The following is a 25,435-nucleotide window of genomic DNA, read 5'->3' on the forward strand; positions in this document are numbered from 1 at the left end:
AATTCGAGAGAATTTCATTACAAAAATCTTCGCCAAGATGACGAAGATTTTGAGTTTTAGTTTTCCATAAATTGATGCAAACGGCGAATCGCTTCTTTCAAGGTGTCCAAGTCAGTTGCATAACTGAGACGGACATTTTCTGGCGCCCCAAACCCTGCTCCTGTAATCAAGGCCAGACCGACTTCCTCAAGAATAGCCGTTGTAAAGTCCGTCACATCGGTATAGCCCTTCATCTCCATCGCTTTTTTAACATTTGGGAAGAGATAGAAAGCTCCTTGGGGCTTGACAACTTCAAATCCTGGCACTTGGCACAAGAGAGGATAAATGGTATTCAAACGCTCTTCAAAGGCTTGGCGCATGATTTCGACAGAGTCTTGTGGTCCAGTCAGGGCTTCAATGGTAGCATATTGTGATACAGCAGTCAGGTTTGAGGTTGTTTGTCCTGTTAGTTTGCTCATAGCAGCGATAATTTCAGGATTTCCCACAGCATAACCTACCCGCCAACCAGTCATGGCATAAGCCTTAGATACACCGTTAATCACGATGCTTTGCTTGCGAATGGCTTCTGACAGACTAGAGATTGGAACAAATTCGTTCCCGTTATAAACCAAACGACCATAAATATCATCTGCTAGGATAAGGACATCATGCGTAACAGCCCAATTTCCGATAGCCATGAGTTCCTCACGAGAGTAAATCATACCAGTCGGATTCGATGGCGAATTGAGAACCAAGACCTTAGTCTTGTCTGTTCGAGCCGCTTCTAGCTGCTCGACTGTCACCTTAAAGTGATTGTCTTCCTTGGCTTGTACAAAGACTGGCACACCTTCTGCCATCTTGACTTGGTCTCCATAACTGACCCAGTATGGTGTAGGGATAATGACCTCATCACCTGGATTGACCACGGCCATAAAAAAGGTATAGAGAGAGAACTTAGCACCTGTGGCAAAGGTAACCTCATTGGCTGCGACAGAATAGCCATAATAGCGTTCAAAATAGGTATTAACCGCAGCCTTTAAGTCTGGTAGACCTGAAGCTACTGTATAAAAGGAAGCACGGCCATCACGAATCGCTTCCACCGCCGCATCCTGAATATTTTCAGGAGTATGAAAATCTGGCTGTCCCAAGGTTAAGAAAAGAACATCTTTTCCTTGAGCTTTTAATGCTTTGGCTCTTGCATCACTGGCTAGAGTGACGCTTTCTTCCATTTCTAGTACACGCTTGGATAGTTTCATATGCCCTCCTTATTGGATCACTGCTCCTGTTTCAAAGTCCACCAGATAGTACTGGTTCCCAGACTTAACTTCCCAAATCGGCTTGTCCTGATAACGACCAAAGGTGACTTTGTCAATGTCGCTAGCTCCTTTTTCCTTCGAAATCGTCACCGCCTTGTCTTGAGAAATCCCCTTATCTAGCTGATAAACATAAATCTTGTGGTCATTCTTTTCAATCAGTACGGCAATGGCCTCTTGCTTTTTATTATGCCCCAAAACGCTGTAATAACCTTCTAGTCCATTATAAAAATCAACCTGATCTGCCTGTTCCAATTCTGCATACTGCTTGGCTAGTTTTTCTCCCTCAACTCTAGCATCTTGATAAGGTTTCATACTGAGGAAAATCAGGTAAAGAAAGGATCCAGTCAGCACTAGTAGCACCAGAGAAATACCGATTCCATACTGTATAAGTAGCTTGTTTTTTGCTTTTTTCTGTCTTAGTTTCACTCGTCTATTTTACCATCTCTCAACCTTTATTACAAGAGAATATGGGAACTTTCTTAGATAATTTTCCTATAAAATCCATGCCTCTTGTATTTTTATTTATTTATTGATAGAATACCCTTATGAAACAATATTTGAAAGAAAAAATTTCCCAAAATCAATTAGACTTAAAAACAGCTATCATCCTCAACAAAGCAATGCGAAGTTTCAAACCATATGAAGCCAAGGCTGCTAAAGAACACGGGCTAACACCCACCCAATTTTCAGTTTTGGAAACCCTCTATAGCAAGGGAGAACTACGCATTCAGGATTTGATTGAAAAAATGCTAGCCACTTCTGGAAACATGACTGTTGTCATTCGAAATATGGTTCGAGATGGTTGGATTTCTAGAACTTGTGACCCAAAAGACCGTCGTTCTTTTTTCCTGAAACTAACACCTGCAGGACGTAGAAAAATCGAAGAGGTTCTTCCTGACCATATCGATTCTATCGTAGAAGTACTCAGCATCTTGGAAGATGGCGAAAAGGAAGACTTAATCCAGATTTTAAAAAAATTTAAAAATTTGTGAGCAAAATTATTGCTAATTAGTATTATTTGTTGTAACATATATGGTAACAAAAGGGTTCACTCTTTAAATTTTAACTAAAGGAGACACATCATGTCTAAAAAAGTACTATTTATCGTCGGTTCACTTCGCCAAGGTTCTTTCAACCACCAAATGGCCCTCGAAGCTGAAAAAGCACTTGCTGGCAAAGTGGAAGTTAGCTATCTTGATTACTCAGCTGTTCCCCTCTTCAGCCAAGATCTTGAAGTTCCAACTCATCCAGCTGTAGCTGCCGCTCGCGAAGCTGTCCTTGCTGCCGATGCCATCTGGATCTTCTCTCCAGTCTACAACTTCTCTATCCCTGGAACAGTGAAGAACTTGCTTGACTGGCTTTCTCGCGCCCTTGACTTGACAGATACACGTAGCGCTTCTGCCCTCCAAGACAAGTTTGTTACTGTCTCATCTGTAGCCAATGCCGGTCACGAACAACTCTTTGCGATTTATAAAGATCTCTTGCCATTTATCCGTACACAAGTCGTTGGTGACTTTACTGCCGCGCGTGTCAATGACTCTGCTTGGGCAGACGGAAAATTGGTGTTAGAAGAAACAACTGCTTCATCACTTGCCAAACAAGCTGAAGACCTTCTTGTAGCAATCAACTAATCCAGCAAAAACCAGCTCGAATGAGCTGGTTTTATGCTTGTTTCACAAAGACGAGTTCTGAGTCGCTTGATAAATCAGGTCGGTAGTCAAAGCCTGCAAAACTGAGCTTGCGAGCTTGTTCGACTGTTTTGACCTGCCCCTCTATCAAGGCGGTCAAAAAGGCGCCACGGGCTTTTTTTGAAATGGTTGAGTGGATTTTCAACTGACCTACCTTGTCCTCCATAAATTTGAAGGTCACCATCTTTTCTCTGATTTCCTTAGAAAATACAGTTTCAAACTCTGATGACAAAAGAGAAAATATCAAGTCCTCATCCTGTAGCGCCTCATCGTAGGCTGACTTCCAATGAGTCTTGAGTGTTTTACCAGCTACTTTTAATTTCATCAAAAAGTCCAAACGGTGAGGAGCCATGGGAGATAGGGCTGGAACTACGCCATACAAAGCTGATGTAATTAAAACATGATCTTCAAGATAGGTTTGTTCAGCCTCGGTTAACCCATCTCGTTTGATGTAGCGATACATGAGACCGTCAAAGAGTTTCAGGGCTGGATAATTCTTAGCCCTCTGATCTTTTAGAGCTTGAATATTAGTGTACTCTTCTTCTGCTTTCTCGTCAGATACCTTATAAAAAGTCTCTAATTCACTAGCTGAGTAATTCGCCAGTGAGTCAAGGACTGCCTGACTTTCTTCCCTCAAAGGGAGCGCTTCGATACAAGGATGGTCTGTGTTCATTTCTTTTGCTGTTGGGATTAAAATTTTCATATTGTTAGTGTAGCATATTTTTCAATCACGACCAAGAATTTCATCTTAAAAACCTCGGTTCACACCGAGGTCTCTTTGTTTACTTCACTTTGAAGGTCTTGAGGTAATTATCTTTTCCAACCTGACCTTCGAAGGATTGGCCATTTTCAAGGTAAGGAAGGTCGTCTGATACGGAAGCCTTGACCTTATAAATCTTGCCATCAACTTTAAAGAAATAGACGGTATCCCCCTTGATAACAGCGGATTTAAGATCTGAAACCACTCCATTGATACTTTCTACCGTTTCATTATCCAGGTCGAGGTCGTTTTTATTGGCATATTTACTGAGGAGTTCATCTACTGTAGCTGCTACGATGACGTTTTGGTACTCCACTGCATCAACCAAAGCATACTCCTTGACCAAGCCTGCATTGTCCTTCAAGCCCATGATGTAGAGCGGTTTGTCGTTGAGATTGACAAGGATAGGGAAGGTCGCCTTGTAGGCTTTCTCCTGCACGGCTCCTTCTGCGGACGCACGGGCAGATTCTTCGGTTGCTGATGCTAGATTGTACTTGGTGATTTCACCAGTACGCATGTTTTCAAGGATAAATCCTAAATTACTTTCGTCAGCATTTGCTGAAGTCACACCCGTGTAGAGATAAATGTCATTTCCGATAGAAAGATAGTTATAGCCCTCGGTCGTTTGGGTAACGTTTTTCTTAGAAATCAAGGCATTCCAGAAGCCGTCTTTATACTTGCCGTTGTAGTTGATTTGCTCGATAGTTTCTTCAGCTGGATAGACACGATCCACCCATTCTGGGACTTCATCCAAGCTGTATTCCTTGGTTTCTCCATTGGTGGCGTCTAAGATAATAACAGATGAAGGACGAGGTACTCCTAGACCAAACTGCTTTTGATAAACGGTTGCTACATAGAAAGGATTGCCTTCATCATCCACCTCAAAGGAGGGCGTTTTAAAAATCTTGGTTGGGTACTTGATCCGAAGATGACGTTTGACATCGCGGTTAAAATATTCAGAGTCTGAATACTTCATTGGCGTTTTTAAATCCACCAATTCCGCATTTCCCGTCACCATATCAACCTTGATATACTCGCCAATTCCTTTGGACTGATTATTAAACCATTTGATCGGGTCGGCATACTCCAAAGGAGTCACCCGATAGGGTTTGCCATCAACTGTCAGCTGGGTATAAGTATCTGCTGCTACGTACTGGGAGACCTTATCCGTCAGAGAGCCTAGATAACGGTCCCCAATCTTTTCTGCAGTGCTCCGATCTAGGATTGGAACCTTACTGGTATCACTCTTAGGAAAATCTTTAAAGTCTTTTTCTGTGATAGACACCACATTAGCATAATTTTTTGCTTGGAAAAAGCTTGATGTCACTAAGGCAACCAGACCAGCAAGGGCAAAGATAAGTCCTGCGGCCAGCAACAATCCTCCACCTAATTTATTAAAATGAAATCCTTCTAGATTGAGATCTTTGGCAGCCTTGCCATGACGTACATGAACAGTTTTAAGGAGATTGGTATCCTTGCGGAAACTAAACAAAATCCCCATCACCACCAAATGCCCACAGAGAAAGAAGATGAATTCCCAGCTAGTTAAATTGAAGGGCGGCAAAAAGATATACCAAGTCGTTGCGATAAAAACAAGTTCAAAAAGTATGCGTTTCATCTGAGTTCCTCCTAAATAATCCGTCCTTCCAAATGATCCAGTTCATGTTGACAGATTTGAGCTGGAAAACCTGTTAGCGTAATGGTCTGCTCCTGCCACTTACTATCACGATAGGAAACCGTAATCGTTTCATAACGAGTTGTTGGTCGCACCCCAGTCAAGGACAAACAACCTTCCTCTGTCTCGTAAGGTCCTTTATAGGAAAGGAGAATGGGGTTAAACATGACCATGGGAACTAGGCCAAGATTAAAGATAATCACGCGCTTCTGCACCCCAATCATATTGGCCGCTAGACCGACACAGGTCTCGCGATTGGCCAGCAGGGTATCCTGCAAATCTCTAGCTAGATAAAGGTCTTCCTGACTTGCAGGTTTCGAGACCTGCGACAAGAATAAGACATCTCGGACAATTTTCTTTTCCATTCTCTTTCACTCCTTGCTATTTTACTTTATTATAGCACAAAAGGGAGCAACTCCTAGTCCTTTCTCTCAAATGCAAAAAAAGCCATCCGAAGATGACTTTCTTTTTAAATCGCGTTCTTATCAAGACCAAGTTTACGTTGAACAAACTTAACGATTTCGACGATAAGTATCATTGAGAAGCTTCCAGCTAGAACAATAGCCCATTGTGACAAGTCTAGTTTGGTTACGTGGAAGATACCTTCAAGTGGTTCTACAACGATTGTTGCCATCAAGAGGATGAAGGATACCAAGATAGACCAGTTGAAGGTCTTAGACTTGAATGGTCCGACTGTCAAGATGGATTGGTAAACAGACTTGACGTTGTAGGCATGGAAGAGTTGGATCAAACCAAGTGTTGCAAAGGCCATGGTGAGGGCATCCGCATGAATGGCTTGGTTGTCTCCTACATGGACTGGATAGGCAAGAGCAAGACCATAAACAGTCAAGACGAGAGCCCCTTGGAGTACACCTTGATAGATGATAGAACTCATGACCCCACCTGAGAAGAAGCTTGATTTGCGTCCACGTGGTTTGTGGGTCATAACACCTGGCTCAGCTGGTTCAACACCAAGGGCGATAGCTGGGAAGGTATCGGTTACCAAGTTAATCCACAAAAGATGAACTGGCTGTAGGACATCCCAACCAAACAAGGTTGATAGGAAGATGGTTAATACTTCAGCCGTATTGGCAGAAAGCAAGTACTGAATAGTCTTTTGAATATTTGAGAAGACCTTACGTCCTTCTTCAACTGCGACGATAATAGTCGCAAAGTTATCATCCGCAAGAATCATATCAGAAGCTCCCTTAGAAACCTCTGTACCAGTGATTCCCATACCGATACCGATATCGGCTGTTTTCAGAGCTGGGGCGTCATTAACACCGTCACCTGTCATGGCAACAACCTTACCTTGGTTTTGCCAAGCTTTCACGATACGAACCTTGTGTTCTGGAGATACACGCGCATAAACAGAGTATTGACCAACTACTTTTTCAAATTCTTCATCTGAAAGTTCGTTGAGCTCAGCACCTGTCAAGACATGGTCTTCTGAGTCATTTTCATCAATAATTCCCAAACGTTTGGCAATGGCTTCCGCTGTGTCTTGGTGGTCACCAGTGATCATGATTGGACGGATTCCTGCTTCCTTAGCAACACGAACCGCTTCTGCTGCTTCGGCACGCTCAGGGTCAATCATCCCAATTAAACCAGTAAAGATCAAGTTGTTTTCAAGCTCTTCAGAAGTAAGATTTTCTGGAATACTATCGATAATCTTATAAGCACCTGCAAGGACACGCAAGGCTTGGTGAGCCATTTCCGAGTTGTTTGTATGGATTAATTCAGTGACTTTCTCATCAATCGGAGCAACATCTCCAGCTTTATCACGAGCAACACAGCGTTTCAAAAGTTGATCTGGAGCCCCCTTGACTGCCACGAGGAATTTGCCATCTGGCAATGGATGAACCGTTGACATGAGTTTACGATCTGAGTCAAATGGCAACTCAGCAACACGCGGATATTTCTCTAAGAACCCTTTAACATCATAGCCTTTGTCCAAGGCATACTGGATGAAGGCTGTTTCCGTTGGATCCCCAATCAGGTTTCCTTCAGCATCAATCTTAGTATCGTTGGCCAAGACAACAGAACGAAGAAGAGGCATTTCAAGACCTAGTTCAATGTCATCAGCAGAATCATGTAGAACTGCGTCATAGAAGACTTTCTCGACTGTCATCTTGTTCATGGTAAGCGTACCAGTCTTATCAGAAGCGATGATTTCTGTTGAACCAAGTGTTTCGACTGCTGGCAACTTACGAACGATAGAGTTTCGTTTGGCCAAAACTTGAGTACCAAGGGCAAGAACGATCGTCACGATAGCAGGAAGTCCTTCTGGAATGGCTGCAACAGCAAGCGCAACAGAGGTCATCAACTCACCAAGTGGATTTTTACCTTGAATGAAGACTCCAACTACAAAAGTAACAAGGGCAATAACCAAAATTGCATAGGTCAAAACCTTAGAAAGGTTGTTCAAGTTTTGTTTGAGTGGCGTGTCTGTCTCGTCAGCATCTTGGAGCATGCCAGCGATATGACCCACTTCAGTGTACATACCTGTATTGACAACAACACCAAGACCACGACCATAGGTCACGTTTGAGTTTTGGAAGGCCATATTGACACGGTCACCAATACCAGCATCTGCAGCGAGCTCGACGGTCAAATCTTTTTCAACTGGAACAGACTCACCTGTCAATGCTGCTTCTTCGATTTTAAGAGAATTAGCTTCTAGCAATCGTAGGTCTGCTGGAACTACATCACCAGCTTCAAGAGCAACGATATCACCTGGTACCAATTCTTTGGAATCAATCTCAGCCATGTGCCCATCACGAATAACGCGAGCAGCTGGACTAGACATAGACTTGAGGGCTTCGATGGCTTCTTCTGCTTTTCCTTCTTGGTAAACACCAAAGGCAGCGTTGATGATAACCACGGCTAGGATAATGATGGCATCTGCGATATCTTCCCCACCAGAAGTTACGACTGACAAGATAGCCGCAGCAACTAGGATGATAATCATCAAATCCTTAAATTGCTCGATAAACTTGACTAGGAGAGATTTTTTCTCACCCTCTTCCAGTTCATTGCGTCCATATTCAGCTAGACGTTTCTGCGCTTCGCTTGACGAAAGACCTTGCTCAGTTGCTTCAACTGACTTCAAGACCTCTTCAGGACTTTGAGTGTAAAACGCTTGGCGTTTTTGTTCTTTTGACATGTGTCTCCTCCTTGACATTGTGTGCAAAACAAGTTCTCTTTTAGTTTTATGACAAACAAAAAGAGACCTGTTAATCATAACAAGTCTCGCTGTTTAAGATAGTGCCGGAAAACATACTTTTCAGTATACAATTCGGAATGACGACACTATCACAGGTTTCTGCCAGCTACTCCCTTGAGTAGTACTATTATATCAAAATTTGAAAAGTTTTCAAGGGTTTAAATCCGATGAAACAAGACTAAATTTGAATTTTCCCTTGAAAACCAGTATAATGGTAGAATACTATATGACTAGAAAGGAAGCCCGATGAACCAATCCATGTCAAATCTCAAATTGGCAGAACGTGGAGCCATTATCAGTATTTCAACCTACCTCCTCTTGTCTGCGGCAAAATTGGCAACTGGTCACCTCCTGCATTCTTCCAGTTTGGTGGCAGATGGTTTCAACAACGTATCCGATATTATCGGAAACGTTGCCCTCTTGATTGGGATTCGGATGGCCCGCCAACCTGCAGACCGTGACCATCGCTTTGGTCACTGGAAGATTGAAGATTTGGCTAGCTTGATTACTTCCATCATCATGTTCTATGTTGGTTTTGATGTGCTTCGGGACACCATTCAGAAAATCCTCAGTCGGGAACAAACACCTATTGATCCTTTGGGAGCGATTCTAGGAATCATTTCTGCGGCGGTTATGTTTGTCGTTTATCTCTATAACACAGGCCTCAGTAAGAAATCCAAATCCAAAGCTCTAAAGGCAGCTGCTAAGGATAATCTTTCTGATGCTGTTACCTCACTTGGAACCGCCATTGCCATACTAGCTAGCAGTTTCAATTATCCAATTGTGGATAAACTGGTTGCTATCATCATCACTTTCTTTATCTTAAAGACAGCCTATGATATCTTTATCGAATCTTCCTTCAGTCTTTCAGATGGTTTTGATGACCGGCTACTAGAAGACTACCAAAAGGCTATCATGGAGATTCCAAAGATTAGTAAGGTCAAGTCCCAAAGAGGGCGTACCTACGGTAGCAACATCTACCTTGATATTACCTTAGAAATGAATCCCGATTTATCAGTCTATGAGAGTCACGAAATTGCAGATCAGGTCGAGTCTATGCTAGAAGAGCGATTTGGAGTCTTTGATACCGATGTCCATATCGAACCAGCTCCCATACCTGAGGACGAAATTTTAGACAATGTCTACAAAAAACTGCTCATGCGTGAACAATTGATTGACCAAGGAAATCAGCTAGAAGAACTCCTTGCTGAGGACTTTATCTATATCCGTCAAGATGGGGAGCAGATGGATAAAGAGGCTTATAAGGCTGAAAAAGAACTTAAAGCTACAATTAAGGACATTCAGATTACCTCCATTAGTCAGAAAACCAAACTCATTTGCTATGAGATGGACGGTATCGTCCACACCAGTATCTGGCGCCGTCACGAAACTTGGCAAAAAATCTTTCATCAAGAAACCAAAAAAGAATAGAGAAATCCTGTCATAAGACGGGATTTTTCTATCCTCCTAATTATCAAACTCACTTAAATATTCATAGCGTTCGTATTTTTCAAGGAGTTCTTCGTTTTTTTCATCGAGCTCTTTCTGAAGTGTCGCAAGTTTACCAAAATCAGAACCATTTGCCTGCATCTCCTCTTCAATAGCAGCGATACGATTTTCCAAGGCTTCAATATCACCTTCAATGCTTGCCCACTCCTGCTTTTCTTGGTAGGTCATGCGTTTCTTGTCTTCTCGAACCTTGACCACTCTTTCCTTTTCGGCCTTTTGCACTTGATTGGCCATCTCTGTTTCAAAGGCTTTTTCGTCAAGGTAGTCAGTGTAATGACCAAAGAAAGGACGAATCTTGCCATCTTCAAAAGCGAGAATCTTGGTCGCTACCTTATCCAGGAAATAACGGTCGTGGCTAACTGTCAAGACAGGACCCGCAAAGCCCTGCAAGAAATTTTCCAAGACTGTCAAGGTCGCAATATCTAGGTCATTTGTCGGTTCGTCCAAGAGAAGTACATTGGGTTTTTCCAAGAGCAATTTGAGCAGATAAAGGCGTTTTTTCTCTCCACCAGACAATTTCTCAATCAAGGTTCCATGCGTCGAACGTGGGAAGAGGAACTGCTCCAGCAACTCTGCAATGGAAGTCCTAGAACCACCACTGGTCTTAACCTCTTCTGCCACTTCCTGCAGGTAATTGATCACTCGCTTGCTTTCATCCAAGCCTTCGATTTGCTGAGAGAAATAGGCGATGCGAACAGTTTCCCCAATCACAACTTGACCTGCTGTCGGCTCAAGACTTCCTGCAATCAAGTTGAGGAGGGTTGATTTCCCCACACCATTGTCCCCAACAATTCCAATACGGTCTTTGGCCTGCACCAAGAGATTAAAATCTTGCAAAATCGGCTTGTTCTCATAAGCGAAGGAAACATCTTTAAACTCGATGATTTTCTTACCAATCCGACTGGTCTCAAAGTTCATGGTTAAGTCTGTCTCAGTAGGATTATCTGAAACTTCCTTTTTCAAGTCATGGAAACGATTGATACGAGCCTGCTGCTTGGTCGCACGCGCTTGCGGTTGTCTGCGCATCCAGGCTAATTCTTGCTTATAGAGTTGTTCTTTTTTGTGGAGCATAGCTACGTCACGCTCATCCTGCTCTGCTTTGAGGCGAACATAGTCCTGATAATTTCCCTGATACTCGGTCAAGCCTGCTCGGTCCAGCTCGAAAATTCGCGTTGACAGCGCATCTAGGAAATAACGATCGTGGGTGATAAAAAGGACGGTTTTCTTGGAATTTTTCAAAAAGAGGGTCAGCCACTCAATGGTTGAAATGTCCAGGTGGTTGGTCGGCTCATCCAATAGCAAGAGATCGTGGTCTCCAAGAAGAACTTGCGCCAACTGAACCCGTCTTCTCAGACCACCTGACAATTCACCAACTGGAGTCGACAAGTCCTGAATACCCAACTTACTGAGAACGGTCTTGACCTGACTCTCGATTTCCCAAGCTTGGAGAGAGTCCATCTCAGCCATGACGCGTTCCAAACGAGCCTGCTTGTCCTCGCTGTAGTTGAGCATGATCAACTCATACTCACGAATGAGCTGAATTTCCTTGAGGTCGCTGGAAAGAACCGTATCCAAGACCGTCTTGCTATCATCAAAATCTGGATTCTGAGTCAAGTAGCCAATCTGATAATCATTCTTAGCTGAAAAGGGGCTAACGTCCCCATCAAAGCCAGAAGTGCCAGAAAGGACGTCCAAAAGGGTTGTCTTACCCGTTCCATTAACACCAATCAGACCAATTCTATCCAAATCATGGATAATAAAGGAAATATCCTTAAAAACGGTCTTGTCACCAACGGATTTGCTTAGTTTTTCAACGATAAAATCACTCATTTTTTCTCCCTCAGGTAAGCATGGATTGCTTGACGATCATTTTCCAACTCTCCATCGACAATGGCAAACTCAATCTCCGTTAAAATCTCTCCCAAGTCTGGTCCTGGCTGGTAACCATATTCCTTAATCAGAACTCCTCCGTTAATCTGGATTTCTTTCTTATCATGAATGGTCAAACTCTGGTAAGTTTCTGTGATGGCTTGTGGGTTGACTTCTTTCCCTTGAGCCTGACGAAGACTTTCAGCTTGTAGAAGGGAATCCAAGTCAAAGCGGTAACAATCGCGCTTGCTCAGCTCTCCTTCTTCTCGCAAAACCAAAATAGTCAGCAAATCCTGTACTTGCTTGGCAAACTGGCGTGAGGTTTTCCAAGCTTTCAAAAATGGCTGTGCATCTTTAATCTCCAAAGCCCACAACAGAGCTGCCCAGGCTTGTTCAGAAGATTCAAAAGTGAAATCAGTCTCCAAAACAAACAGTCTGTTGAGCTTGCCCTGGCTTCCTGCCATGTCTGGAAGATAGTCATAAGCTCGACTCTCAATCATGGAAGACAGACCAACTCGCCAAAAAGGAGCCAGCAAGAGTTTATCAAACTCAACGAAGGTGCGCTCCACAGAAATTTTCTCCAAGAGTGGCGTCAAAGTCTTCATCGCCACAAAAGTTTCTGGTTCAAGTTTAAAACCGAGACTGGCCTGAAAGCGGAAACCACGCATAATACGCAGAGCATCTTCGTTGAAACGCTCACTAGCCACTCCAACTGCTCGCAAGACTTGGTTTTTCAAATCTTCTAAACCATGGAACAAGTCAATAATTTCGCCTGTTTCATCCAAAGCGAAGGCATTGACTGTGAAATCACGGCGCTTGAGGTCTTCTTCTAGCGAACGCACAAAGGAAACCGCACTGGGTCTACGATAGTCCACATAGACATCCTCTGTTCGAAAGGTTGTTACCTCATACTCCTCGTCCCCATCTAGGACCAAGACGGTTCCGTGCTCGATTCCGATGTCAGCTGTGCGAGGGAAAATCTGCTTGGTTTCTTCTGGATAAGAAGACGTCGCGATGTCCACATCATGGATGGGGCGATTGAGTAGGGCATCTCTGACGGAGCCCCCAACAAAATAGGCCTCAAAGCCTGCTTCTTTAATTTTTTCTAATACTGGTAAAGCCTTCTGAAATTCAGAAGGCATTTGTGTTAATCTCATAATAAGTGTTCTAATCCATAGACAAGCTCATGACGCTTGACAACTTCTTTGATTCCCAAATTGACCCCTGTCATGAAGGAGCTGCGATCATAGGAGTCATGACGAAGGGTCAATCCTTCTCCCTGATTGCCAAAGATGACTTCCTGATGGGCTACCAAGCCTGGTAGGCGGACTGAGTGTATGCGCATGCCATCAAAGTCAGCACCACGAGCACCTGCAATCAATTCTTCCTCATCAGGCGCACCTTGCTGAATAGACTCTCGAACTTCCGCCATTAACTCGGCAGTTTTAATAGCTGTTCCACTCGGAGCATCTTTTTTCTTGTCATGATGGAGCTCGATAATCTCCACATTTGGGAAATATTTGGCAGCCTGCGCCGCAAATTGCATCAGCAAGACAGCTCCCAAGGCAAAGTTAGGGGCAATCAAGCCACCCAAATCTTGTTCACGGGAAAACGCTTTGAGTTCTGCAATTTCTTCACTAGTGAATCCTGTTGTTCCTACGACTGGGGCAAAGCCATTTTCAAGAGCAAAGCGTGTATTTTCGTAGGCAACAGCTGGAGTTGTAAAATCTACCCAGACATCCGCTTCAAAACCAGCCAAGTCAGCCTTATCATTGAAGACAGGAATTCCCTGCCATTCTGACGCAGACTCAAAGGGATCCAAAACCGCGACCAAGTCCAAGTCCGGATCAGCAAAGACCATCTGACAGGCAGCTTGGCCCATCTTTCCCCTAAACCCGGCGATAATTACTCGAATACTCATCTCTACTCCTGTCTAAGATACAAAGCCTGTAAGAACATAAAGTGAAAATAGGAGTTCTGATCAAGGAGTGTCTACTCCTTGGAAGAACTATCTTTTTCACACAGGGTTCTAGGCATGTTCAATTATCAAGATACAAAGGACGTTAGTTGCCCATGAAAAATAGGGAATGACGCTGACTTTCCACGAAAGGCAAGACAGGCATCTTTTTCAAGAGGCAATAGTCCGTGTTCAATTACTAAGATACAAAACTTGTAAGAACAATCTAGACGACTGGTGTATAGCTTAAAGCGATACTACCTTCTCCAAGGTGGGTTCCAATGACACTACCAAAGGTATCAATTGGAATTTCAGCAGTCACACCACTCTCCATCAAAAGCTGACGTAAATCCGCTGCCTTTTGAGGAGCATTGCCATGGATGACTGTTATACGGTAGTCCCCATCTTTTGTCAACTCCTTGATGATTTCCACCAAACGTTTGATTGCTTTCTTTTCTGTACGAACTTTTTCGTAAACTTCAATCACTCCTTGGTCATTAAAGTAAAGGATAGGCTTGATACTGAGGAGATTCCCTAAGATAGCTGCCCCATTTGACAAACGTCCTCCCTTAACCAAATGATCAAGGTCATCTACTATGATAAAGGCTGAATTATCAGCAATTTGGATAGCCAACTTCTCCTGAATCTGGGCAAAATCATCGCCTTGTTCTGCCCATTCAAAGGCACTCTCTACCATAAATCCTAGAGGGGAACTTGTGATATGGGTATCTGGAAAGGCAATGGTCAAGCCATCATACTCATCCAACATGTATTGGATGTTCTGATAAAAGCCTGAAATTCCTGACGAAAGAAAGAGTCCCAAGACATGGGTATAGCCTTCATCTTTCAAGGAACTTAGAATCTCATCCAATTTGGCAATACTTGGTTGACTAGTTTTAGGCAATTCTGCAGACTGAGCCATTTTTTGATAAAATTCCTCAGCAGTCAGATTGACACCTTCAACATACTCCTCCCCATCAATATTGACAGGAATATCCAAGATAAATAGATTCTCTCTTTGCAGCGTCTTCTCCTCTAAATAGGCTGAAGAATCTGTAATGACAGCTAATTTCATGACTAAAACTCCAAATTGATCCCTGGAAGATCCAAGGCGATTTCTGTTACTTCATACGTCAAACGATTGAGCATGTTCAAACATGGACGTGCCAGAGTTTCAACTTCTTCTTGGTTAAATTCGCTTGGTTCGTTGACAATGCGACCTTCCACATGGTTAACTTGGGAAATCGTTCCGCTGATGACAAATTTGTCAAAGACAATCATGAAACTCAAGATAACAACTAGCGAGGTTACTTGGTTTTCTTGGTCGTATTGGAGCAACTGGAAATTCACGTCTACCTTGGTTTCAGGAGCCCCATTTTCATTTTCCCATTCAAAGTTACGAGCATCAAAGTGATACTGGCTAACAAATTCTTGTTCTCGTTTAAGATTCATTTCTCTCTCCCATTGCTACAATTTACTATGCAATTGTACCACATTTTTATCATTTCATCTAGTTTTCTAGGCTTTAGTCAATACCGATCTCATCTTTAACAACAGTAGCAATCGTATCTACATAGTAATTGACTTCTTCTGTTGTAGGTGCCTCTGCCATAACTCGCAAGAGAGGTTCGGTACCACTTGGGCGAACAAGGATACGGCCGTTTCCTGCCATTTCTCCTTCCATCTTTTCGATGATTGCCTTGATGGCTGGTACTTCCATGGCTTTTTCTTTCATGGCATTTTCCACTCGGATATTGACCAGTTTTTGTGGGTAAATCGTTACTTCTGATGCCAGTTGAGACAAGGTTTTACCGGTTTCCCGTATAACTTTTGTTAGTTGAACGGCAGTTAACTGTCCATCACCTGTCGTATTGTAATCCATCAAGATAACGTGACCAGACTGTTCACCACCAAGGTTATAGCCTGATTTTCTCATTTCTTCGACGACATAGCGGTCACCAACCGCAGTGACTGCCTTATTGATGCCTTCACGATCCAAGGCCTTATGGAACCCAAGGTTAGACATAACCGTTGTCACGATGGTGTTTTGAGCTAACTGGCCTTTTTCAGAAAGGTATTTCCCGATGATGTACATGATCTTATCACCATCAACGATGTCACCATTTTCATCAACAGCAATCAAACGGTCACTGTCTCCGTCGAAGGCTAAACCAATAGCTGACTGGCTTTCTTTGACTACTTCTTGAAGAGCTTCTGGGTGAGTTGAACCAACATTCAAGTTGATATTAAGACCATCTGGTGTCTCACCGATAACTGTCAACTGAGCACCAAGATCAGCGAAAATCTGGCGAGCACTTGTAAACGCTGCACCGTTCGCTGTGTCCAAGGACACTTTCATTCCCTCAAGAGGCGTTCCAGTTGAAACAAGGTAGCCTTCATACTTACGCAAACCTTCTGGATAGTCCACTAAGGTTCCCAAGCCTTCGGCACTTGGACGAGGAAGAGTGTCTTCGGTAGCATCTAGCAAGGCTTCAATTTCTGCCTCTTTTTCATCATCAAGTTTGAAACCATCCCCACCAAAGAACTTAATCCCATTATCGAGGGCTGGGTTGTGGCTGGCAGAAATCATAACACCTGCACTGGCTCCCTCAGTTTTGACCAAGTAAGCTACTGCTGGTGTTGCAAGGACACCAAGTTTGTAGACGTGAATCCCTGCAGAGAGAAGACCTGCCACCAAGGCTGATTCTAACATTTCTCCTGAGATACGTGTATCACGTCCTACAAAGACTTTAGGGGCTTCTGTTTCGTGTTGACTGAGGACATATCCACCAAAACGGCCTAGTTTAAAAGCCAATTCTGGTGTCAGTTCTACGTTTGCTTCTCCACGGACTCCATCGGTCCCAAAATATTTACCCATTTTATTTATCATCCTTTTCTATTATTTATTATTGTTTAGACGAATCTGATTTTGTTTCTGAACTCGTTGAAGACGAACTGCCTTCTGAGGAACTTGTTGACGAGTTACTTGAACTAGACGTTGCTGTTTTTGTTGTAATTTTCATAGTTGTGTCAAACGGCATAATGACGCTTGGTAAGACATTTCCATTTTTATCGACTGCTTGTAGAGGAACAGAGGACGAGTAGTTTCTAGTTATCCGTTCACTCGTCGGTAAGATAGCAATGACACGATCTACTTTGGAGAGGGTTTCCTCATCACTAATAACCGTTACTTTTTCATCTGATACAGTAACTGTATCGATTTTCACGCGAGAATCAATCTGACTAGGGTCAATCTCCGGCACAACAATGACATTGTCTCGTTTTGCTTTTTTACCAACCTTCACTGTTATCTTTTGCGGAGTTGCAACAGCCGTCAAACCACTCGGTAAATTTTCAATAGTCAGAGGAACTTCGATGGTTCCTACACTGGCATCAGAAAGATCAGCCGTCACCTTAAATTTGCGGGTACTTTCCTGCATCTCACTCGCCAAAGCAACTCTGTTTGACCCTGTTAGAAAGACCGTCACCTCAGATGTAAAACCACTGATAAAATACTGATCACTGTCATACTGAATATCAATTGGGACATTAAGAACTGTGTTTGTATAAGTCTCCGTCCGCACCTGTCTGGCACTGTTGCTATTCTGATAGTTTGTCAATGTTGCATAGATAAAGAGAATGCAAGCGAAAAAGAAGGAAGAAATGATGTATAGACTATTTTTTCTCATGTTTCAATCCTCCTAGCAAGCGCTCTTTCAGACCTTGCTTTTTCTCTGATTTTGGAAGTAAGATTCTTCTCAATTCAGATTCAAACTCTTCCAAGGTCAAATCGTGCTTAAAGACTCCATTATAGGTGATTGAGATTCCACCAGTTTCTTCCGAAACCACAAAGGTAAGAGCATCTGATACTTCCGACAAACCAATCGCCGCCCTGTGACGCGTTCCAAACTCCTTGGAAATCCCGGTATCTTCAGTCAAGGGTAGATAGGCTGAAGTTACAGCAATCCGGTCTTCCTTGATAATGACAGCACCATCATGCAAGGGAGTATTGGGAATGAAAATATTGATAAGCAATTCAGCCGAAATTTTAGCATCTAAAGGGATCCCTGTCGAGATGTATTCCTGCAAGGTTCTCACTCTCTGAACCACTACAAGCGCCCCAATCTTACGAGGGCTCATGTATTCAACTGATTTCACAAATGCACGGACCATCTGCTCTTCCGCACTAATAGGGGCATTGGAGAAGAAATCAGTAGCCCGGCCCAATCGCTCCAAACCAGTCCGAATCTCTGGTGAAAAGATAACCACCGCTGCAATCACCCCGTAGGTGATGATCTGATTGATCAACCAGGAAATAGTCGTTAAACCAATCATATTGGAAAGAATCTGGGCTAGAATAAAAACTAAGACTCCACGGACCAATATCATAATCTTGGTGCCTGCAATAGCTTTAGTAAAATGATATAAAATATAAGTCACAATGAGAATATCAATCAGATTGGTGACTATACTCCAAGGACTTGAAAACAAACTCGTCCAGTATTGTAAATTGGATAATTGTTGAAAATTCATCCTTGGCCTCCTCCCTGTCAAAACACTTTACTCATCATTATACCATTTTTTGCCCATTTTTTCCCTATCCTACCTCATTTTAAATTAAGCAAAAATATGATAAAATAAACTGACTAGAAAAAACAAAGGAGAAATCATGTCTCAACTCTATGATATTACCATTGTAGGTGGCGGTCCTGTCGGGCTCTTTGCTGCCTTTTACGCCCACCTACGCCAAGCCAAAGTCCAAATCATCGACTCTCTTCCCCAGCTCGGTGGTCAACCAGCTATCCTCTACCCTGAAAAGCAAATCCTTGATGTTCCAGGTTTTCCAAACTTAACCGGAGAAGAGTTGACCAATCGCTTGATTGAACAGCTAAACGGCTTTGATACCCCTATTCATCTCAATGAAACAGTTCTTGAGATTGAAAAACAAGAAGAAGGCTTTGCCATTACAACCTCTAAAGGTAGCCACCTGACTAAAACAGTTATCATTGCCATGGGGGGTGGTGCCTTCAAACCACGTCCGCTCGAATTAGATGGAGTTGAAAACTATGAAAATATCCACTACCACGTTTCCAATATCCAACAATACGCTGGGAAGAAAGTAACCATCCTTGGTGGGGGAGACTCAGCTGTGGACTGGGCTCTAGCTTTTGAAAAAATTGCGCCAACTACCCTTGTTCACCGCAGAGATAATTTCCGCGCCTTGGAACACAGTGTGCAAGCCCTGCAAGAATCATCTGTAACCATCAAGACACCGTTCGTCCCTAGCCAACTTCTCGGAGATGGAAAAACACTCGACAAACTAGAAATCACCAAAGTCAAATCAGATGAAACCGAAACTATCGAGGTAGACCACCTCTTTGTCAACTATGGTTTCAAATCATCTGTCGGCAATCTTAAAAATTGGGGTCTGGACCTCAACCGTCATAAGATTATCGTCAATAGCAAGCAAGAATCCAGCCAAACGGGTATTTACGCTATTGGAGACTGCTGCTACTACGAAGGAAAGATTGATTTGATTGCCACAGGACTGGGTGAAGCACCAACCGCCGTCAATAATGCCATCAACTACATCGACCCAGAACAAAAAGTGCAACCAAAACACTCAACAAGTTTATAAGAAAAGAACCACGGATTCAACAATCCGTGGTTTCATAGTTCCTCTGCAATCTTGTTTATTTTTCGGAGTCTGTGGTTGACGCCACTTTTGGTTAGGGGATTGCTCAGGCTATCTGCCAACTGCTGGATAGAGTAATCTGGGTGCTGAATTCGCAACTGAGCCACCTCTTGCAAATCCACGGGTAAATTTTCCAAACCCATTCTATCTTTGATTTTACTGATATTATTAATGGTCTTCATACTAGCAGAAACCGTTCGAGCGATATTGGCTGTTTCAGCGTTATTGGCTCGATTGAGATCGTTACGAGTTTCACGCAAAATCTTGACACGCTCAAAATTATCACGCGCCTGCATGGCCCCAATCACGATCAAGAAATCCATGATGTCTTCTGCACGCTGGAGATAGGTAACTGCACCTTTCTTGCGTTCAATAACCTTGGCGTCCAATAAAAACTGCTGAAGGAGAGAGGCCAATCCTTGGGCATGGTCCAGATAAACAGAACTAATCTCCAACTGGTACTTGCCAGACTCAGGATCTCGGATGCTACCATTTGCCAGAAAGGCCCCACATAAGTAAGCACGACCAGCCTCCTCATCCGCTAAGATATCGGGATCAATGCCTGTCTCCAAACCAAAGAAGGAATCCGCAAGTCGCAAATCAGCTAAAAGCTCCTGCACCCTCTCATCGGTATAGACCGTGTAGACACGATTCTTACGAAGATTGCTCCTCTGATGATGTCGAATTTCTGACTTAATATCATAAAAATGGAGAAAGGACTCATAAAGGTGACGAGCCAACTTGGCATTTTCAGTCACAACAGACAAGGTCAAGCCCGAAGTCGAGAGACCGATACTGCCAGACATCTTGATGATAGCTGATAGTTCATGACGACTGAGATGGTGCTGACCAAGAATTTCTTCTTTTACTGCAACTGTAAAACTCATTTTCTCACCTGTATAATTCGCATCAATTCATCCACAATCAAATCCCCATCGTGGAAGGCTCCTCCATTTTCCAAACGAAGGAAGTTGGATGAAATCACACGAGGAACCTGTTTACAGAGACCAGCAAAATCATGCTCTACCTGTACCAAATATTCATCGAAACGGTTGGTATCCATGTATTCTCTAGGAACCTTTTCAATATTGACCAAGACCGTATCAATAAAAGGCCGACCTAGATGGCGATGGAGGACTTCCACGTGGTCACTGTCTGAAAAGTGCTCTGTTTCCCCACGCTGGGTCATGATATTGCAGACATAGGCGATCTCCGCCTTGGTCTCCAAGAGAGCCTGCCCAATCTCCTCAATGACAATATTTGGCAAAATCGATGTAAAGAGAGAACCAGGCCCCAAGACGATCATGTCACTCTCGAGAATAGTATTGACCACTCGACGGCTGGCTTGAGGTGTTTCATCATCCAGAGTATTGGTCACATAGACATGGTCAATCATACCTGGATGATCAGCAATGTGGCTCTCACCTGCCACCTCAGAACCATCTTTAAAGACTGCATGCAGTGTCAAAGGCTGATCGCTTGAGGGGTAGATTTTTCCTGTTGTGTGGAAAAAGAGACTTAGCAGCTGCATGGCATTATAAGTGGACCCTTGCATTTCAGAGAGCCCAGCTATGATGATATTCCCCAGTGGATGACCCGCAAAAGCACCAGCGTCTTCTGAAAAACGGTACTGAAAAACCTTCTCATAAAACTTAGGCATATCCGACATAGCCACCAGAACATTACGAAGATCACCTGGTGGTGTCAGCTGTTGGATATTCTTTCTTAGTTCACCAGAAGATCCACCATCATCAGCTACCGTTACGATGGCTGCGATATCAACATCCTTTTCTCGCAAACTTTTCAAAATGACGGGGATACCCGTTCCTCCACCAATCACCGTTATCCTTGGTTTTCTCATGAACGGTTTACCGTTTCCTTTCTTCTGTCTTTGTCACGATGGCTTTCATTGACAGGCCAATTTTTAGCAAGATCCTTTGCGATTCGTTTGGCAAAGGCAACACTACGGTGCTGCCCACCTGTACATCCTACTGCAATGGTCAAAACAGACTTGCCTTCTTTCTTGTAACTTGGCAAGATTGGTTCAATCAAGGCGAGTAAGTGCTGATAGAAACTTTCAGACTCTTCATGATTCATCACATAGTCATAAACTGCTTGATCCTCACCTGTCTGATTACGGAGCTTCGGAAGGTAGTATGGATTTGGCAAGAAACGGACATCAAAAACCAAGTCTGCATCAATAGGGATACCATACTTGAATCCAAAAGACATGACTTCGATACGAAAAGACTGGGCTTGTTCTTGGTCTGAAAATTGCTCTGCAATGGTTTTACGAAGTTCACGCGGAGTGAGTTCGGTCGTATCCACCACATTTTGACTCATATTTTTCAAAGGTGCCAAAAGTTCACGTTCCAGCTTAATGCCATCTAAAATCCGACCATCCGCTGCTAGAGGGTGACTTCTTCTCGTTTCCTTATAGCGTGCCACCAATTCCTTATCTTTTGCATCCAAAAAGAGAATTTTGAAATCCAATTCATCTTGGTTTTCCAATTCATCCAAAACAGCCTGAATCTCTGAAAAGAAGGAACGGCTCCGCATATCCACCACTAGGGCCAACTTATGGTCATCATCCTTGGTCTCGACCAACTGTAAAAACTTTGGCAAGAGGGCTGGCGGCATATTGTCAATAGTGAAATATCCCAAATCTTCGAAAGACTGAATGGCTACTGTTTTCCCTGCGCCACTCATCCCTGTCACAATCACAAGGTGAAGTTGTTTCTTTGTCATCTATCTCTCCTTATATCAAAAAAAGTTTGGCAGAGCCAAACTTCAACTAGCTTATCCAATCTCTGCGATCACTTCAATTTCGACTTTTACATCACGAGGAAGACGTGAAACCTCTACAGCTGAACGAGCTGGGAATTCCTCTTTAAAGGCCGTTTGGTAAACCTCGTTAAAAGGAACAAAGTCATTCATATCGCTCAAGAAGCAAGTTGTTTTGACAACGTGGTCAAAGTCCGTTCCCGCTTCTGCCAAAATAGCACCGATATTTTTCAAAACTTGTTCTGTCTGTTCTTGGATAGTCTCTCCTACAATTTCACCAGTTTCAGGAGATAGGGGAACTTGACCGCTAGCAAACAAAAGATTGCCAACGATTTTCCCTTGAACATAAGGTCCGATAGCCTTTGGAGCCTTGTCTGTATGAATTGTTTTTGCCATTTCTTTCCCTCACAATTTTTCTAATATTGCATTCCAAGCCTGATCCATCCCTGCCTTGCTGACAGATGAAAAGAGGATGAAGTCGTCACTTGGGTCAAAGTTTAATTTCTTTTTGATTGCAGATTCGTGCTTGTTCCATTTACCACGAGGAATCTTGTCCGCCTTGGTCGCAACGATGATAACCGGAATCTCATAATACTTGAGAAATTCGTACATCTGCACATCATCTGCTGACGGGTCATGACGAAGGTCAACTAAACTGACCACGGCACGGAGATTTTCACGAGTTGTCAGGTACTCCTCAATCATGCGGCCCCACTTTTCACGTTCCTTTTTGGAAACGCGGGCATAGCCATACCCAGGCACATCCACAAAGCGCATCTTGTCATCAATGTTAAAAAAGTTAAGGAGCTGGGTTTTCCCAGGTTTCCCTGATGTACGGGCAAGATTTTTGCGGTTGAGCATGGTGTTGATAAAGCTAGACTTGCCAACATTTGAACGCCCTGCAAGGGCAATCTCTGGCAGGTCATCCTGCGGATAATGAGATTTATTGGCCGCACTGAGCAAGATTTCAGCATTGTGTGTATTGATTTCCATAGTCACCTCTAGGCTGTTTCCAGGATCGGTTTATCCGTTCCATCAACAGCTTCTTTAGTGATGCGGACCAATTTCACATTTTCCTGACTCGGTACTTCAAACATAACATCTAGCATGGTTTCTTCGATGATGGAGCGAAGACCACGCGCACCCGTTTTGCGTTCGATGGCTTTATTAGCGATTTCTCGCAGGGCTTCGTCGTCAAATTCCAACTCAACGTCATCATAAGAAAGCAAGGTTTGGTATTGTTTCACCAAGGCGTTTCTTGGTTCTTTCAAGATGCGAACCAAGTCATCGGCCGTCAATTGTTCAAGAGCAGCAAAGACAGGCAAGCGTCCAATCAACTCAGGGATAATCCCGAATTTTTGAATGTCTTCTGCGATGATTTCTTGCATGTATGAGCTGTTTTCGTCAATCGCCTTGTTGTTTTGACCAAAGCCGATGACTTTTTCTCCCAAACGCTGTTTAACAATTTCTTCGATGCCATCAAAGGCACCACCCACAATGAAGAGGATATTCTTGGTATCTACCTGAATCATCTCTTGTTGTGGATGTTTACGTCCGCCTTGAGGCGGTACGCTGGCAACAGTTCCCTCGATAATCTTGAGAAGGGCTTGTTGCACCCCTTCACCCGAAACATCACGTGTGATAGACACATTCTCGCTCTTTTTGGCAATCTTGTCTATTTCATCAACGTAGATAATCCCACGTTCTGCACGTTCGATGTTAAAGTCAGCAGCCTGCAAGAGTTTGAGGAGGATATTTTCCACGTCCTCACCCACATACCCAGCCTCAGTAAGAGCTGTCGCATCTGCAATAGCAAAAGGTACGTTCAAGCTCTTAGCCAAGGTCTGGGCCAAAAAAGTTTTCCCAGAACCAGTTGGGCCAATCATCAAGATGTTTGACTTCTGCAAATCCACATCTTCTGACTCTTCACGCGTATCGTGGAAATTGATGCGTTTATAGTGATTGTATACAGCCACTGCCAAGGCACGTTTGGCACGATCCTGACCAATCACATAGTGGTTCAAGATATTGAGGAGCTCGATTGGTTTTGGCACTTCAGACAAGTCTGCCAAAACTTCTTCGGCCAACTCCTCCCGAATGATTTCCTGGGCCAACTCCACACATTCATTACAGATAAAAGCGTTGTTCCCAGCTATTATTTTCTTTACTTCTTCTTGGCTTTTGCCACAAAATGAGCAATAAACCATCATATCATTTTTCCTATTTGTAGGCATGATTTCCTTCCATTCTAATTTATCATTCTATCTAAAATAAGTTCATGTAAAAAGCATGAATACTGTTTACCAGATTGGTAAAAGCATTCAGCCAGAGTAAGGCAGACAGTCCATAGCGCTTCTTACGAAAAGCCTGTGCTCCAGTCAAAATACAGATTACACACAAAAAAGCTGTGAAAAATCCAAATATACTGCGCTCCATTAGACTTCCTTTCTATCTCGGTATTCGATGGTAAAATCATAGTCATTTTTCTCATCTCGGGTGTAAGATTTGCTTGCGACTGTCTCAAAACGAGACAAGTCAAACTCCTCAGGAAAATAGGTATCTCCCTCCACCTGAGCATGAATCTGCGTCACGATGATTTCATCTAAATAAGGCTCAAAAGTCTGAAAAATCTGCTTTCCGCCAATGATATAGAGATTTTTTTCCTGACTCTGATACCACGCTAAAACAGACTCCACATCTTGAAATACGAGCGCCCCATCTATGACTTCTTCGCTATTGCGCGTTAAAATCAGGGTTTGCCGTTTTGGAAGCAGACGACGTCCCATGCCATCAAAGGTCACTCGCCCCATCAGTATAGCATGATTTAAAGTTGTTTCCTTAAAATGTTGCAACTCTGCCGGCAAATGCCAAGGGAGACGATTTTCCTTCCCAATCACACCTTTTTCATCCTGGGCCCAAATGGCTATGATTTTCTTTGTCATGCTTCCGTCCTTTTTATTGATATTACTATTTTATC

The 25,435-nt window shown here is 43.3% G+C and carries 25 protein-coding genes; 4 read left to right on the plus strand and 21 right to left on the minus strand.

Annotated elements, in window-relative coordinates:
• Positions 1–56: 56 nt before the first annotated feature.
• Both STO1_RS06750 and STO1_RS06755 read right to left on the minus strand, forming a co-directional pair.
• On the minus strand, positions 57–1,235 hold the full coding sequence (locus STO1_RS06750) for a pyridoxal phosphate-dependent aminotransferase (RefSeq protein ID WP_096422545.1): 1,179 nt from the start codon (positions 1,233–1,235) through the stop codon (positions 57–59).
• Positions 1,236–1,244: 9 nt separating this feature from the next.
• Entirely contained in the window at positions 1,245–1,721 is a 477-nt protein-coding gene (locus STO1_RS06755) for a cell wall elongation regulator TseB-like domain-containing protein (RefSeq protein WP_096422547.1), read from the minus strand.
• 119 nt (positions 1,722–1,840) lie between these two features.
• Between STO1_RS06755 and STO1_RS06760 the strand changes: the two genes are divergently transcribed.
• Both STO1_RS06760 and STO1_RS06765 read left to right on the plus strand, forming a co-directional pair.
• Positions 1,841–2,287 carry a MarR family winged helix-turn-helix transcriptional regulator gene (locus STO1_RS06760; protein ID WP_083321209.1) on the plus strand — a complete coding sequence of 149 codons (447 nt, stop codon included), beginning with the start codon at positions 1,841–1,843 and terminating at the stop codon, positions 2,285–2,287.
• A gap of 90 nt (positions 2,288–2,377) precedes the next feature.
• Entirely contained in the window at positions 2,378–2,926 is a 549-nt protein-coding gene (locus tag STO1_RS06765; protein WP_096422549.1) for an NADPH-dependent FMN reductase, read from the plus strand.
• A gap of 31 nt (positions 2,927–2,957) precedes the next feature.
• Here STO1_RS06765 and yaaA read toward each other — a convergent pair whose 3' ends face one another.
• From yaaA to STO1_RS06785, 4 genes are all read right to left on the minus strand, one after another.
• Positions 2,958–3,686 carry a peroxide stress protein YaaA gene (yaaA, locus tag STO1_RS06770; RefSeq protein ID WP_096422551.1) on the minus strand — a complete coding sequence of 243 codons (729 nt, stop codon included), beginning with the start codon at positions 3,684–3,686 and terminating at the stop codon, positions 2,958–2,960.
• A 79-nt stretch (positions 3,687–3,765) separates the two neighbouring features.
• Positions 3,766–5,361 carry a hypothetical protein gene (locus STO1_RS06775; protein WP_096422553.1) on the minus strand — a complete coding sequence of 532 codons (1,596 nt, stop codon included), beginning with the start codon at positions 5,359–5,361 and terminating at the stop codon, positions 3,766–3,768.
• Positions 5,362–5,372: 11 nt separating this feature from the next.
• A complete protein-coding gene (locus STO1_RS06780) occupies positions 5,373–5,783 on the minus strand; it encodes a peptide deformylase (protein ID WP_096422555.1) in 411 nt (136 codons plus the stop codon).
• A gap of 104 nt (positions 5,784–5,887) precedes the next feature.
• Entirely contained in the window at positions 5,888–8,584 is a 2,697-nt protein-coding gene (locus STO1_RS06785; protein WP_096422557.1) for a cation-translocating P-type ATPase, read from the minus strand.
• Positions 8,585–8,890: 306 nt separating this feature from the next.
• Here STO1_RS06785 and mntE point away from each other — a divergent pair, with 306 nt between their 5' ends.
• Complete coding sequence (gene mntE / locus STO1_RS06790; RefSeq protein WP_096422559.1) at positions 8,891–10,075, plus strand: CDF family manganese efflux transporter MntE; 1,185 nt, start codon at positions 8,891–8,893, stop codon at positions 10,073–10,075.
• Positions 10,076–10,111: 36 nt separating this feature from the next.
• Here the strand turns inward: mntE and STO1_RS06795 are convergent, their stop codons facing one another.
• From STO1_RS06795 to cdaA, 8 genes are all read right to left on the minus strand, one after another.
• Positions 10,112–11,983, minus strand: a complete 1,872-nt coding sequence (locus tag STO1_RS06795) for an ABC-F family ATP-binding cassette domain-containing protein (protein ID WP_001279089.1) — start codon at positions 11,981–11,983, stop codon at positions 10,112–10,114.
• Positions 11,980–13,179 (minus strand): CCA tRNA nucleotidyltransferase, encoded by a 1,200-nt coding sequence (locus tag STO1_RS06800; protein WP_080566816.1) that lies wholly within the window; start codon positions 13,177–13,179, stop codon positions 11,980–11,982. The genes STO1_RS06795 and STO1_RS06800 overlap by 4 nt, the downstream gene beginning before the upstream one ends.
• Positions 13,176–13,943 (minus strand): 4-hydroxy-tetrahydrodipicolinate reductase, encoded by a 768-nt coding sequence (dapB, locus tag STO1_RS06805; protein WP_002875901.1) that lies wholly within the window; start codon positions 13,941–13,943, stop codon positions 13,176–13,178. The genes STO1_RS06800 and dapB overlap by 4 nt, the downstream gene beginning before the upstream one ends.
• Before the next feature lie 262 nt (positions 13,944–14,205).
• Positions 14,206–15,054 (minus strand): DegV family protein, encoded by an 849-nt coding sequence (locus STO1_RS06810; RefSeq protein WP_000762154.1) that lies wholly within the window; start codon positions 15,052–15,054, stop codon positions 14,206–14,208.
• 2 nt (positions 15,055–15,056) lie between these two features.
• Positions 15,057–15,431: a DUF1149 family protein gene (locus STO1_RS06815; RefSeq protein ID WP_001050095.1), complete on the minus strand. Its 375-nt coding sequence runs from the start codon at positions 15,429–15,431 to the stop codon at positions 15,057–15,059.
• A 73-nt stretch (positions 15,432–15,504) separates the two neighbouring features.
• Positions 15,505–16,857: a phosphoglucosamine mutase gene (glmM, locus tag STO1_RS06820; RefSeq protein WP_000521438.1), complete on the minus strand. Its 1,353-nt coding sequence runs from the start codon at positions 16,855–16,857 to the stop codon at positions 15,505–15,507.
• Positions 16,858–16,885: 28 nt separating this feature from the next.
• Complete coding sequence (locus tag STO1_RS06825; RefSeq protein WP_001230923.1) at positions 16,886–17,668, minus strand: CdaR family protein; 783 nt, start codon at positions 17,666–17,668, stop codon at positions 16,886–16,888.
• A complete protein-coding gene (gene cdaA, locus STO1_RS06830; protein WP_001011078.1) occupies positions 17,655–18,512 on the minus strand; it encodes a diadenylate cyclase CdaA in 858 nt (285 codons plus the stop codon). Before cdaA ends, STO1_RS06825 begins: the two co-directional genes overlap by 14 nt.
• 136 nt (positions 18,513–18,648) lie before the next feature.
• On the opposite strand from cdaA, the gene STO1_RS06840 reads away from it, so the two are divergent.
• On the plus strand, positions 18,649–19,617 hold the full coding sequence (locus STO1_RS06840; RefSeq protein ID WP_000081025.1) for an NAD(P)/FAD-dependent oxidoreductase: 969 nt from the start codon (positions 18,649–18,651) through the stop codon (positions 19,615–19,617).
• Positions 19,618–19,649: 32 nt separating this feature from the next.
• Here STO1_RS06840 and whiA read toward each other — a convergent pair whose 3' ends face one another.
• From whiA to STO1_RS06880, 7 genes are all read right to left on the minus strand, one after another.
• The gene (gene whiA, locus STO1_RS06845) at positions 19,650–20,561 is read right to left on the minus strand and encodes a DNA-binding protein WhiA (protein ID WP_000011267.1); all 912 of its coding nucleotides are present in this window, start codon (positions 20,559–20,561) and stop codon (positions 19,650–19,652) included.
• The gene (locus STO1_RS06850) at positions 20,558–21,535 is read right to left on the minus strand and encodes a YvcK family protein (RefSeq protein WP_001231134.1); all 978 of its coding nucleotides are present in this window, start codon (positions 21,533–21,535) and stop codon (positions 20,558–20,560) included. The genes whiA and STO1_RS06850 overlap by 4 nt, the downstream gene beginning before the upstream one ends.
• Positions 21,532–22,422 (minus strand): RNase adapter RapZ, encoded by an 891-nt coding sequence (rapZ, locus tag STO1_RS06855; protein ID WP_000163047.1) that lies wholly within the window; start codon positions 22,420–22,422, stop codon positions 21,532–21,534. Before rapZ ends, STO1_RS06850 begins: the two co-directional genes overlap by 4 nt.
• A 51-nt stretch (positions 22,423–22,473) precedes the next feature.
• Positions 22,474–22,854, minus strand: a complete 381-nt coding sequence (locus STO1_RS06860) for a RidA family protein (protein WP_001140421.1) — start codon at positions 22,852–22,854, stop codon at positions 22,474–22,476.
• A 9-nt stretch (positions 22,855–22,863) separates the two neighbouring features.
• A complete protein-coding gene (gene yihA / locus STO1_RS06865) occupies positions 22,864–23,451 on the minus strand; it encodes a ribosome biogenesis GTP-binding protein YihA/YsxC (protein WP_000405197.1) in 588 nt (195 codons plus the stop codon).
• An 8-nt stretch (positions 23,452–23,459) separates the two neighbouring features.
• Entirely contained in the window at positions 23,460–24,692 is a 1,233-nt protein-coding gene (gene clpX / locus STO1_RS06870) for an ATP-dependent Clp protease ATP-binding subunit ClpX (RefSeq protein WP_096422561.1), read from the minus strand.
• A 201-nt stretch (positions 24,693–24,893) separates the two neighbouring features.
• Positions 24,894–25,400, minus strand: coding sequence for a dihydrofolate reductase (locus tag STO1_RS06880; RefSeq protein WP_000162313.1), 507 nt, complete (start codon positions 25,398–25,400; stop codon positions 24,894–24,896).
• Between the last annotated feature and the right edge of the window lie 35 nt (positions 25,401–25,435).

It is taken from the genome of Streptococcus oralis subsp. tigurinus (assembly GCF_002356415.1).
GTDB classification, from domain to species: Bacteria; Bacillota; Bacilli; order Lactobacillales; family Streptococcaceae; genus Streptococcus; species Streptococcus oralis_F.